Below are 10,729 nucleotides of genomic sequence, written 5' to 3' on the forward strand. Positions count from 1 at the left end.
TCCTCGGCACTGACCACCCCAGCACTCTGACCTCCCGCAACAACCTCGCCAGCACCTACGACGCGGCGGGCCGGACAGACGAGGCGATCGAGCTGCACGAGCAGGCTCTCGCTGACCGCGAGCGGATCCTCGGCACTGACCACCCCAACACCCTGACCTCCCGCAACAACCTCGCCAGCGCCTATCAAGCGGCGGGGCGGACTGCGGAGGCGATCGAGCTGTTGGAGCGGGTTCTCACCGACGCCGAGCGGATCCTCGGCACTGACCACCCGAGAACCCTGACCTTCCGCATCAACCTGGGCGGCGCCTATCAAGCGGCGGGGCGAACTTCGCAGGCGATCGAGCTGTTGGAGCGGGTTCTCACCGACGCCGAGCGGATCCTCGGCACTGACCACCCGAGAACCCTGACCTTCCGCAACAACCTCGCCGGCGCCTATCAAGCGGCGGGGCGAACTTCGCAGGCGATCGAGCTGTACGAGCAGACCCTCACCGACGCCGAGCGGATCCTCGGGCCCGACCACCCCAATACCGCGATCGTTCGCAGTAATCTTGCGCAGGCGCGTGAGTACCACCGTGAGGGCTGATCCGTCCATTTGGGGTACACCCCAACGCCACGCCCGTGAACGGCTTGAACAGCGTCAAGAAGAAGTGGTTCTCGCGTCATCCTGACGCGGTTCGTCTGGGCTTCTAACCATGGTCGGACAGCTCCCCTTGAGCACCTCTTTCCTTGAGCAACAACACAAGTCATTCTGGTTGTACAGGTAGGAGGGGGCCACATGGACGTCGTGGGGAATGCCATCTCGGCACTGGCGGTACTGATCGGTGTCGTCCTCGGCGGATGGTTGACGATACGGAACCAGCTGAGCCAGTGGGATCGGGAGAACGAGCGTCACTGGCGGGATATCCGCCTATCGACTTACAACGACTTCGTCACCGCCTACCGCCAGTACGTGGCATTCGTGATGAGCGAGCGCGTAAAAGTCACTGCTGTGCCACATGCCCGCGTTGCCAACGAAATGACACCCCTGTTCGATGAACACGGGCTGGAGCACAAAGTGCGGTTGGAATCGGCATGGGTCGCCACCCGATTGGTCTGCACCTCGCAGGAGACCTCCGATGCGTGCCTGAAAGTTGTGACGATCGCTCGACAGATGGCTGCCGCTCGGGCAAGTCTCGAGGCCACCGAAGTGCCGCCTGATCTGCTCAACCAGCTTTGGACGGCCCAATATGGTCTTGTCAGTGCGATACGCAATGAGCTCGGATTGCACGTAATGCCGGCGCTGCCCGGACGTGAGTGACCGGCTGTCGCAGAGGGGCTGATGTGTGACACCCTGCGCCAGATCTTGCCGAGTCCGGTTGCGACTGCCGAGAACACCCACTTCGCGCCGGTCTGGACTCAGCGCCGAACCGAACAGCGCGAGCGCGGACTGCAAACCTTCTGAGCCGTAGTCCAAGAGCTCGATGTGCGCGGGTGTCCGGTGGGACCTCGGGCCGGGCTTCGGAAGATCATGGGAACCGAAACCCTCTGTCTTGCATCTAAGTAGATGAAGGGGACGGACGAATCGAAGTTCGCCCGCGAGTAGGGGAGGTTCGATGATGGATAAACGTAAGTTGGTCGCCGCTGTGTTGATACCGGCCGCGGCGCTGGTCGTGTTCGCGGGTCCGAGTGCGGCCACACCTGGCGCGGTTGCACCGGCTACGGTTGATCTCGCTGCCACGGCGCAGATCGAGTTCGTGGCGCGACACACCGCTACGGTCAAGTGCCAGCTGGTCGTCCATGGTGGTGAAGCAATCGGGTACATCACCGGAACCGGCAGCGGCAAGACGAAGCCGGCGGCGGTCGCGGCGGCTAAGAAGGACGCCGATCGGTCGGTGCCGCAGGGGCACTACAAACGGCACTGCAAGGAGATCTGAGTTCGTATGTCGGATACGAAGAGGTTGTGGGAGATCAAGGTAGGCGTCGTGGCCACCGAGGCCGACGCGAGAAAGCTCTCGGACCAGATCGCCCATCTGCTGTGCCCGAATCCTGACCATGCACCCCCGTGCCCGATCCCGTGGTCGATCGGCATCGACTCCGCGGAGGACATGGACGAGGACCGGCAACTGCAGTACGAAGACATCCTCGAGCAGCATCGGATCGAGTCCGGGAACTCAGCGGACTGACAGGCGAGACAGACCGGACCGCACAGGAGATGGGCCTCGGCGCCACCACGGCGCCGGGGCCCTTTCTCATGGGGCGCCGGTCAGGATTTCGTCCGTCGCCGCCGTGCGGCGCGGATCTCCTCGTCGGCGACCTTGTCGGCGAGCAGGGCGTAGACCTGGGTGGTTTCGGTGGAGGCGTGCCCGAGCCGCTTGCGTACCACTTCGATGGAGACGCCGGCGTTGATCAGCTCGGTCGCGTGGGAATGCCGCAACTGGTGGATATCGATGTCGACGCCTGCGGCAGCGCAGTAGCGCTGCCACCGGTGGTGGGCGGCGGAGTAGGACAGTGGGCCGCCGCGGCCGTTGATGCTGGCGCGGTACATCGGCCCTGAGGTGTATCCGGTGCGGGCGAGATAGAGCCGCACCAGGGCGACGTAGCCGCGATCATCCAACAGCACGGTGCGCACGCTGCCGCCCTTGCCGTGCACGCGCACATGTTCGTCGAGGGCTAGGTCGAAGTCTTCGACATACAGCCCGCACACTTCGCTGGCGCGGGCGCCGCACACGTAGGCGGTTTCGAACAGCACCCGATCACGCAGCACGTCGACTGGCACGTCCTTGCGCGGCCGTCGCGCGCAGATCCCGTCCAGCACCCGGCGCACCTCGGCGGCCGGGGCCGGGCGCGGCAGCCGTTTCGGCACGGTGATCGTGTCGACGCGGTCCATCGGATTCGCCGCCAGCCGCTCGTGGCGCACCGCCCACCGGCAGAACGCCGCGACCGCCGCGCGTTTCCGCTTGCGGGTGGCCGGAGACTGGTCGGCGATCTCGGACAGGAACGCGCGCACCGGTTCCACGCCCATCACCGCCAGGTCGCCGTCGTAGTGCTCGGCGAACCCGGTCAAGTCCCCGCGGTATGCCCGGAGGGTGCTGGCTGGCCGGTTGGCGTTGGCCACTCTTCTGCAGCGGCGGAGCTGACGGAAATCCGCAGTGGTCGCCCGGACTCGGTCCAATACACATCGACTGTCGCGTCGGCGTGTACCGGGCGATCGGCAAGGACCGAATCCGCCGCAGCCACGGCTCTCGCCCGGGCCACACGTCGTCATAGTTGACCGCGTCCGTCGCTGCGCGAGGCGATGGCCGCCGACGAGGGCGCTCCCGCAGCCAAGGGGCGACTAGATCGGTTTCGGCAGATCCGTCACGTACACCGCAGTTCGTGATGGTCTTTGCCGTGCCCCCAAGACTTGGGGCGATCTCGAGTCCATGCGCTGCGGTATCTTCCATGCGATCGCCGCACCCTGGTCGGCGCGCAGAGGAAGCACGCCACATGTTCAACAAATTCTTTGCGGCCGCCGCGCTCTCGGTGAGCGCCGCTGCCGTTCTTGCGGCACCGCCCGCCGCCGCCGACCCGGTCAACTGGGGCGCCGTTTCCCTCAGCGTGTGGGGCAACGTCTACGCGTTTTCGGTCAACCACCCGACGGAAGCCGACGCCATTCGAGCCGCCGACCGAGCGTGCAAGGGTCAAGGCATCATCGACTGCCGGATGATGGTGACGTTCGCGAACGGCTGCGGTGCAGTCGTGACGAGTCCGCTCGCGATCGTCGCAGGGTTCCCGATCGTGGGCTTCGGTAAGGGGGCGACCCCGGGGGAGGCATACGCAGACGCCACCCGCAACCTCCCCACCGGCACCGGAAGCGTCGGCTCGTTCAATCGCGAACATGCCTGCACCCAGCCTTGATCTAGTTCCAGCACGGTCCTCGGCAAGAGCGGATACTCGTGTGCTGAGGTGCTGTCGCGGTGTGATCCGGCCTGGGCGTGCACTATTCGCTCTAACGAGGGGGAAACCCCTCGAATCAGCCGAAAGTGCACGCCCAGACCGGGTCCACTCCTGGCCGGTTCGAACAGCGCGGGTCGCGGCATGAGCGTACGTTCCGGCGCTACTCGACTGCCATGGCGCGACGTTCCGTGGGTAGTTGAGCGGGCTGAGCGTGTCATGAAAGGCTGGACAGATGGACTGGCGGGCCGAGAGCGCCGAACTGTGGGCGTTCCTGGGGTCATTGCGGCTCGGCGAGATCCTTTCCGGCACCGTCACAGCGATTGAATCGTTCGGCGTGTTCGTGGCGTTGGATGATGGCCCCCCGCATCCGCTCTACCCGGGCGTCGGGTTCATCACGATCCCGGAATTGTCCTGGAGACGTTTCGAAGCGGCTTCCGGCGTTGTTCAGGTCGGGCAGCGCGTTTCCGGTGAATTCCTGCAGTTCGACACCTGGAATGCCGAGGCCAGGCTGTCTCTGCGAGCGATGCAGCCCGACCCCTTCCGTGCCTTTGCCGAGTGCACCACTGTCGGCAGAGAACTACACGGGCACGTCACCAAGCTGGTGCCGTTCGGCGTCTTTGTCCAAGTGGCGGATGGGATCGAGGGGCTGATTCATCGCCGAGACCCCACCCTGACGCCGGACGATGTCGTCCAGATCGGGGACGATGTCATGGTCGTTGTCACCCATGTCGATCGGGAAAAACGTCAGTTGCTCCTCTCCCGACAAACCACCGGTCAGCTCTGAGCTTCGAGCACCTTGGATCAGGAAGGGGCTACCGTCCCAGCACGGCCGAAGTCGCCAGTTGTGCACTCAACTCGGCAGTAGCGTGTGTTGAGTTGTCACGTGCCGGAGGCCATGTAGGCGGCCAGGATGTAGTTGGCGTGCCGGTCGAGGTTGGTTCGTGCGCGGTCGTAGCGCATGGTGGTCCGCGGGTCCGCGGGTCCGCGGGTCTGCGTGGCGAGCGGCGATCTGAACATCGCGCAGGTCGACCCCGGCGTCGAGCATCGTCGTGACAAAGGTGTGGCGCAGCATGTGCGGGTGCATATGCGGAAGTCGGACCACCGACGACTTGGCCAGAGCACGGAGCCGCCGGGTGGCGCAGTGTCGGTCCATCCGTCGGCCGCGAGAGTTGAGCAGGAGGGGCCCGATATCGCGGTCGGTGATCGCTCGGTCGATCCCGCGTCCGACAGCCGGCGGTAGCGGAACGAGCACGATCTTGGTGCCTTTGCCTACGACCCGTAGGACTCAGTGGCCGTGTTCTTCTCCGATGTCGGCGATGTCGGTGCCGCAGGTTTCGGCGATCCGTAGGCCGAGCATTCCGATGTGCAGAAGAACCTGTGGGGCAACGGCATCGCCACCAAGGTATTGGCTCACCTCCGCCGCCAGCTGCCGGGCTACACATGGCAGACCAGCCGCCATTACCTCACCGCGAAATCGTTCTGGCTCCTGATCGCCGAGCGCACCGGCGAGGGCTACACAGACGCCGACGCCGGGTACGTGTGCAGCCACATGGCCCGGTTCTGGTCCAGCGGACCGACATTCCCGCGCGCCTGATCTCGGGCGCGGACACGGCCGAGTGTCCAAGATCCGTTTACGACACCTCTGAACTCTTCAGCCGGTGCAACAGTCGGCACGGCGCAGCGTCACACCATCGTGCTACGCCGGGGTGGCGCTCATCGTGATGCTTACGCAACGCGTCGATCAGCGCCTGCAGGTCGTCTCGCAGCCTGTTCCGTTCAGATAGCACTTGATGCCACTGCTGATCGATGTCCTCGCTCATCAACGACCTCCGCCAGCCTTTGTCGCCTTGGGGCGCGGCGACGCTCTCGACCGCTGCCAATGCTGGAGCGGGTGGTGTCCTTGACCCCACATACCAATGCTGACCTGTGGTTTTGAGTGCTATTCAATAAGAGACGACACTGTGTTGTGGCCGAATTACCGGTAGTCGAAGCCAGTCACAACATGGTCAATGACAGTCGAAAGGTGGTGTCAGTAGTCTTAACTGGCCGATGAGTAGGAGAACGTGCGATGCCGCCGCGCCTGTCCAAACCGACTGATGTGCCCGATGACTACGAGCCATTGATCGAGATGCTGTGGCGGTTCTACATCGCGGCGAGCGAACCACCTATGAGAAAGGTCGCCCAGGTCGTTGCAGGGCTGGACGACGATGAGCGGACCGGCACGGCCAACCACGAGACGATTCGCCGCACCTTGAGAGCGACGAACCTTCCGCAGCAGCAGACCGTCGAGGTGATCTTTCTAGCGCTGTGTGAGCTCGCCAACGTGGATCCAGATGACGTCGACCGCAACTACGGCGATCGCTGGGAGCCGAACAGGACCCATCGTCAGCAACTTCGCTTGCTCTATCGCCTGGCCAGATACGGGACAGTGACAGACCTGCCCAGAACGCGAGACGAGAAGGCCCGGCAGGAAGCCGAAGCAGAAGCAGAGCGGGCACGCTCCGATCCGTGGGGCAGCCCACCGGCGTCCAGCCGCAACGACGAACCGCCGTTCTAGCCACACCCACCGATTCCGCCCGCTTATCGGCGGTTAGCCCCGCAACCGGTGTCGACGAGACGATCTTGAGCTGCGACCACAGTCGAGGTCGGCTTTCTCCGGAGGTTCGATGACCGCGTCGTGTAACGGCGTACCTGTTCGTGGTCTACGTAGTTGAGGACGTCGACGCGCCGCGTCAGCGGGCTGTTGGTGGCTGCTAAGGGGTTGGACTTGCTTGCCCGCGCTGATCTGCGCGCAGTGACCAGGCCGGAGCGATCCGCAGTGGTTCTTACACTGGCTTGACGCAGTCCCCGGGCGCCCATTGTCGGACGGTGAGTGCGACGTGGCCGTTGACCGACCGGAGTTCTAGCTCCACCTCGAGAAACCACACAGGTTCGGCCCCGAATCGCAGACGTGCCCACCGGTAGCCCAGCGCAGGGATCCAGGTTTCTCCCAGGCGTAGATCCAGCGCGGCTGCCTTCTCTCCGAGCGTGACCGGCATTGTCCGTTCGGGACTGCGGACAGGAGGCACCCATATTCGCCGAGGGTCGACCAGAACCCTTCGAGGAGGCGTGAGCAGTTTGGTGGTGGCGTGGCGGGATGATGCGGAGGTACTCATGGTCAACCGATCCGGCTGATCGGAGTGTCGGAGCTGTTGGAGTCCGCTGGTCGGCGTGTCCAGCACGACCGCTGCGTCCCGGCGGGATCCAACCGTAGCGATGTGCTGCGTGGGTGGCGCGCGACTCGGCCGGAGACATGGATGGTGTAGGTGATCGATCGGAGCCGTCCGCGCCCGCGGCCGATACCCTCGCATTCCACCAGTTCGGTGTGGATTTCCAGGTCGGGGCGTGCCCAGCCGGTGTGCGTTGTCACCAGGATGGCCTCGTGGCTGCGGATCCGCGCGAGGACGGCTCGCGTGCGGCCGGCTGCTGGGGTGCTGCGGTGGTCGAGCACGACCAGGGGCAGGCCGTCGAGGAGGACGGCGGCGATGTCGAGGGGGTCGTCACCAGGGTCGGGGATGTGGGCCAGACGAGCCAGGTTTCCGCCCATTTCGGCGATGGCGAGCAACCCGAGCCTCGGGCAGCCGAGGACTGCGGTCCATTCCCCGGCGGCGGTGGCCGCGGCGAGCAGGCCCAGCAGCGGGCCGAGGCGTCCGGTGCAGGCCACCAGCGATCCGCGTGGTAGTCCACCGGCGGGTAGAGCGTCACCGAGTGCTCCCGGGATCGGGAGTGTGTGGGCCGGTGCGGTGGATGGCATCGGTGGGGCTTCGCGGGCGCCGACTCGACCGTGGATGGCGTCCATGCGGGCGCGTAGGAGTGCGAGTTGTTCGGTGCGGGGCAGGTCGGTCAGCGGTGCTGCGGCTGTGGTGCCGTCGGACCGTTGACTGTCTCGAACCTGCGAGCTATCGAACATATGTTCGGTATAATTGCATACCGGGTGGTCGGCCGTCGAGGCGGCACGCTGATCGATAGCTGATAGGTCAGGAACCCTCGCCGGAGCGTTCGTAGCAGCTCGCGTGGGGTTGCCGTGGGCACGGTGGCCGCCGATGCGGCGGTACAACAGGCCGTTGTACAACACGCTGTTGTTGGTGGCAGGTTCTCGATGCGGGTGATGCTGTGGTCGCGGACGAGAACCTTTACATACTGGCGGGTTGTAGATCAGGTGGTGGGTTGGTGGATAGGTTCAAGCCTGAGGCGCGTTCCGGTGCGCGGCTGCTGCTGATTCGCTGCGCTCACAGCGAATCTCATGACGACGGTGCGGCCGGGCGGGCGGGCGATCGTGAGTTGAGTCCGACGGGCAGGAGTCAGGCTGCGCGGTTGGCGGAGCGTTTGGCCGCCGAGCAGTGCACCCTCGAGATCAGCCACGTTTACAGCACCCGGCTACGCCGGGCGGCGCAGACCGCTGCCGTGGTGGCAGACGTGCTGGGCCTGTCGGTGCACGCGGAGCTGCTTGGGCTGGCGGGGGCGGTCCTGGGAGAGTCGACACAGCGCCTGCCCTCCGGGGACGAGCCGCTCGTGGCCTCGGCGGCGGTCGGTGAGGGTGAGCAGACGTGGGAGCAGCGGGCGCCCCGGGTGGGCCGTGAGCTGGAGCTGATCGCAGGGAAGCATCCCGGTGAGACGGTTGTGGTGATCTGTCACCAAGCCTGCATTCTCGCCGCGACCCAGCACTTCCTGGAAGCGACGTACTCCCAGGCGCATGCCTCAATGGAGGTCGACCACACCGCGATCACCGAATGGCAGCTGCGCCCACTCGACCACAAGGCAAGCGGGGCGGAGGGACTGCGGTGGGTGTTGCGGCGCGCGAACGACGCCGAACATCTGAGGCCTCAACTGCGCCGGAGCACGCGGCGTGGACGACACTCATGAGCGCTGAATGGGACCTACCGCCGCAGTCTGTCAAAAGTCGAGCCGGTCAGGAACCGCGATGGCCTTCCCGGCGGGCCCCTGCGTGGGTCAGTTCTGCGGCGCCGTTGCTTGCAGGACGAGGACGTTGTACGGCCGTGGGGGGTATTTGAAGGTGTAGGCGGTGATGATGCGGTCCTCGTAGCGCTGCGTCTCGGAGTCCCAGAGAAAAATCCGCTGATTGAGCACGTGCTCGTCGGTGGCGCGGATCCTGGAGATCTCGGGCCATTCGGGTGCCTGTTCACATGAGTCGATGATCTGCTGGATGCGCCGGTCGGGTATCCGCCCGGGCGCGACAATGAGGAAGGCGTTCGCCATGACGACGGCCCGCTCCTCCCAGTTCCTGATCACCTTCTTCGCGGCGGGATCGCGGACCACCCATTCGAGCAGGTTAGGCCGCACCGCGGCATCGGGTGCGGGGGCGATAAGGCCAGGGAACCGCTTCAACAGCGGTTCGTTGGCGGCGTACAGGTCGAAGGCGTCGTCGTGGTAGCAGGCCGGATCGAGGTTGCGGTCCAAGCCGAGCTGATCGTCCGGGGTGACGACCGGCGACATGTCCCAGTTGAGCTGGTTGAACGGCGGCTGGGTCAGCGCTTTGTATGCAGGTCTTCGCCACTGAGGGACCTCGAGGCCGTCCAAGAACGCCTCGAGTGTCTCGGCCGAGGGAATCTTGCCTTTGCGCTCCCACAGATAAATGAGAGTTTTGGACACTTTTATGATCGCCGCGGCTTCTTCGCGCGTCAGTTGGGCGGCCTCGCGCTCGGCCCGAAGTAGCCTGGCCAGTACGGGTAGATCAGCGTCGTCAACCATCGCATGCGCCTTAGCTCGGCTTCCAACAGCCCGGGGAGCGTGTGCGGTACATCGATGGGGGAGCAGACCCGCGGTACGCTTCGTGGCTGCCTAACAGGCCAGGCTATGGCAAAGAAGCCGATCGTTTCTCGGTGAACTGGGGATCGGTGACCATGACGTGGCGCAAATCATATTGGCGCAGAACGTATTCGATTACGCGCGCGGCCGAGAAGCGACGAGGGCGGTTGGGGACGTCGCCAGTGTCGGGGCAAGCGATTCAGTCATCGATGAATATGTCGTTGGTCAGCGGACTGGCTCCAGGAGTTACGCGATAGCTCTCGAGATCGGTCACTCCGTGGCCGGCGAGCACTTCGTCGTCGAGCAGCAGCTCGCCGGTACAGGTCGAGCGTGTAAGGACGAGCAGGGCCGCGTCAGCCATGACCCAAACGTTGCGTGACGTCGCGGCAACTTGATCGCCGCCGAGCTTGTTCCGCACAGCCGCGGTGTCGATCGTGGTGCGCGGCCACAGTGAGTTGACTGCGATGCCCAGATCATTGAGCTGATGGGCCATTCCGATGGTCAGCAAGGATGCGCCGTACTTGCTGACGGTGTATCCGGGAAACCTGCCGATCTGCTCAGCAGCCATGTTCAGCGGTGGCGAGATGTTCAGGACATGGGGTCCTCGACCGGCTCGCGCTGAGAGTTGGAGCGCTGGCATACATAGCTTCGTCATCAATAGCGTTGCGCGACAGTTGATGTCCTGCATGTAGTCGTACTGGTTCATCGTCAGGGTCGTCACAGGTGCTGGCTCGATCACGGCCGCGACATTCAGCAGCATATCGATACCACCGAACCGATCGATGGTCAGCTGCACAGCATCCGCCATTGCCTTGTCGTCGCGAACGTCGGCGACGATCGGCATGACATCGCCGCCAGCGGCCTCGGCCCGTGCGGCGGAGGTATAGATGGTGCCGTGGTACTTGGGATGCGGTGTGGCCGTGCGGCCGATCATCGTCACGTTGGCTTCCTCCGCAGCCAACCGGATTGCGATCGCAGCTCCTATGCCGCGGCTCGCTCCAGTGACAA

14 protein-coding genes and 1 pseudogene are annotated in these 10,729 nt (G+C 64.7%); 9 read left to right on the forward strand and 6 right to left on the reverse strand.

The window, feature by feature from the left end; all coding sequences use genetic code 11:
• The 4 genes from ON19_RS31210 to ON19_RS31225 form a co-directional block, all read left to right on the forward strand.
• Positions 1-584: tetratricopeptide repeat protein (locus ON19_RS31210; protein WP_157229913.1), on the forward strand; the 584-nt coding region annotated here is incomplete at its 5' end.
• Between the two features lie 192 nt (positions 585-776).
• Positions 777-1,298: a hypothetical protein gene (locus tag ON19_RS31215; RefSeq protein ID WP_043700989.1), complete on the forward strand. Its 522-nt coding sequence runs from the start codon at positions 777-779 to the stop codon at positions 1,296-1,298.
• 295 nt (positions 1,299-1,593) lie between these two features.
• Entirely contained in the window at positions 1,594-1,914 is a 321-nt protein-coding gene (locus ON19_RS31220) for a hypothetical protein (protein ID WP_051169465.1), read from the forward strand.
• A gap of 6 nt (positions 1,915-1,920) precedes the next feature.
• A complete protein-coding gene (locus ON19_RS31225) occupies positions 1,921-2,163 on the forward strand; it encodes a hypothetical protein (RefSeq protein ID WP_043700992.1) in 243 nt (80 codons plus the stop codon).
• Positions 2,164-2,243: 80 nt separating this feature from the next.
• Here the strand turns inward: ON19_RS31225 and ON19_RS31230 are convergent, their stop codons facing one another.
• The gene (locus ON19_RS31230) at positions 2,244-3,245 is read right to left on the reverse strand and encodes a tyrosine-type recombinase/integrase (protein WP_083899735.1); all 1,002 of its coding nucleotides are present in this window, start codon (positions 3,243-3,245) and stop codon (positions 2,244-2,246) included.
• Positions 3,246-3,421: 176 nt separating this feature from the next.
• On the opposite strand from ON19_RS31230, the gene ON19_RS31235 reads away from it, so the two are divergent.
• Positions 3,422-3,877 carry a DUF4189 domain-containing protein gene (locus ON19_RS31235; RefSeq protein WP_227954567.1) on the forward strand — a complete coding sequence of 152 codons (456 nt, stop codon included), beginning with the start codon at positions 3,422-3,424 and terminating at the stop codon, positions 3,875-3,877.
• A 271-nt stretch (positions 3,878-4,148) separates the two neighbouring features.
• Positions 4,149-4,700 carry a S1 RNA-binding domain-containing protein gene (locus ON19_RS31240; protein WP_043701001.1) on the forward strand — a complete coding sequence of 184 codons (552 nt, stop codon included), beginning with the start codon at positions 4,149-4,151 and terminating at the stop codon, positions 4,698-4,700.
• Positions 4,701-4,795: 95 nt separating this feature from the next.
• On the opposite strand, the gene ON19_RS44115 is transcribed toward ON19_RS31240, so the two are convergent.
• Entirely contained in the window at positions 4,796-4,933 is a 138-nt protein-coding gene (locus tag ON19_RS44115) for a hypothetical protein (RefSeq protein ID WP_227954568.1), read from the reverse strand.
• 22 nt (positions 4,934-4,955) lie between these two features.
• Positions 4,956-5,168, reverse strand: a pseudogene (locus tag ON19_RS44850) (tyrosine-type recombinase/integrase); the annotation flags it as partial.
• A gap of 111 nt (positions 5,169-5,279) precedes the next feature.
• Between ON19_RS44850 and ON19_RS43005 the strand changes: the two are divergent.
• On the forward strand, positions 5,280-5,510 hold the full coding sequence (locus tag ON19_RS43005; RefSeq protein WP_051169468.1) for a hypothetical protein: 231 nt from the start codon (positions 5,280-5,282) through the stop codon (positions 5,508-5,510).
• A gap of 474 nt (positions 5,511-5,984) precedes the next feature.
• Complete coding sequence (locus ON19_RS31250) at positions 5,985-6,473, forward strand: hypothetical protein (RefSeq protein WP_043701004.1); 489 nt, start codon at positions 5,985-5,987, stop codon at positions 6,471-6,473.
• Between the two features lie 600 nt (positions 6,474-7,073).
• Here ON19_RS31250 and imuA' read toward each other — a convergent pair.
• On the reverse strand, positions 7,074-7,865 hold the full coding sequence (gene imuA', locus ON19_RS31260) for a DnaE2-dependent mutagenesis accessory factor ImuA' (RefSeq protein WP_051169469.1): 792 nt from the start codon (positions 7,863-7,865) through the stop codon (positions 7,074-7,076).
• Between the two features lie 260 nt (positions 7,866-8,125).
• Here imuA' and ON19_RS31265 point away from each other — a divergent pair, with 260 nt between their 5' ends.
• Complete coding sequence (locus ON19_RS31265) at positions 8,126-8,818, forward strand: histidine phosphatase family protein (protein ID WP_255218430.1); 693 nt, start codon at positions 8,126-8,128, stop codon at positions 8,816-8,818.
• Between the two features lie 87 nt (positions 8,819-8,905).
• On the opposite strand, the gene ON19_RS31270 is transcribed toward ON19_RS31265, so the two are convergent.
• Both ON19_RS31270 and ON19_RS31275 read right to left on the reverse strand, forming a co-directional pair.
• Positions 8,906-9,664 carry a helix-turn-helix domain-containing protein gene (locus tag ON19_RS31270; protein ID WP_043701010.1) on the reverse strand — a complete coding sequence of 253 codons (759 nt, stop codon included), beginning with the start codon at positions 9,662-9,664 and terminating at the stop codon, positions 8,906-8,908.
• Positions 9,665-9,920: 256 nt separating this feature from the next.
• Positions 9,921-10,729, reverse strand: an 809-nt coding sequence (locus tag ON19_RS31275) for an SDR family oxidoreductase (RefSeq protein WP_043701018.1), incomplete at its 5' end; no start/stop codon positions are given.

Source organism: Nocardia abscessus NBRC 100374, from assembly GCF_000308455.1.
Classification (GTDB): domain Bacteria; phylum Actinomycetota; class Actinomycetes; order Mycobacteriales; family Mycobacteriaceae; genus Nocardia; species Nocardia abscessus.

What these genes read in the sequence shown, in the direction of transcription:
- ON19_RS31215 (WP_043700989.1), top strand. Translation starts at nt 777, where the DNA reads ATGGACGTCGTGGGGAATGCCATCTCGGCACTGGCGGTACTGATCGGT.
- ON19_RS31220 (WP_051169465.1), top strand. Translation starts at nt 1,594, where the DNA reads ATGATGGATAAACGTAAGTTGGTCGCCGCTGTGTTGATACCGGCCGCG.
- ON19_RS31225 (WP_043700992.1), top strand. Translation starts at nt 1,921, where the DNA reads ATGTCGGATACGAAGAGGTTGTGGGAGATCAAGGTAGGCGTCGTGGCC.
- ON19_RS31230 (WP_083899735.1), bottom strand. Translation starts at nt 3,245, where the DNA reads ATGACGACGTGTGGCCCGGGCGAGAGCCGTGGCTGCGGCGGATTCGGT.
- ON19_RS31235 (WP_227954567.1), top strand. Translation starts at nt 3,422, where the DNA reads ATGCGATCGCCGCACCCTGGTCGGCGCGCAGAGGAAGCACGCCACATG.
- ON19_RS31240 (WP_043701001.1), top strand. Translation starts at nt 4,149, where the DNA reads ATGGACTGGCGGGCCGAGAGCGCCGAACTGTGGGCGTTCCTGGGGTCA.
- ON19_RS44115 (WP_227954568.1), bottom strand. Translation starts at nt 4,933, where the DNA reads ATGTTCAGATCGCCGCTCGCCACGCAGACCCGCGGACCCGCGGACCCG.
- ON19_RS31250 (WP_043701004.1), top strand. Translation starts at nt 5,985, where the DNA reads ATGCCGCCGCGCCTGTCCAAACCGACTGATGTGCCCGATGACTACGAG.
- imuA' (WP_051169469.1), bottom strand. Translation starts at nt 7,865, where the DNA reads ATGTTCGATAGCTCGCAGGTTCGAGACAGTCAACGGTCCGACGGCACC.
- ON19_RS31270 (WP_043701010.1), bottom strand. Translation starts at nt 9,664, where the DNA reads ATGGTTGACGACGCTGATCTACCCGTACTGGCCAGGCTACTTCGGGCC.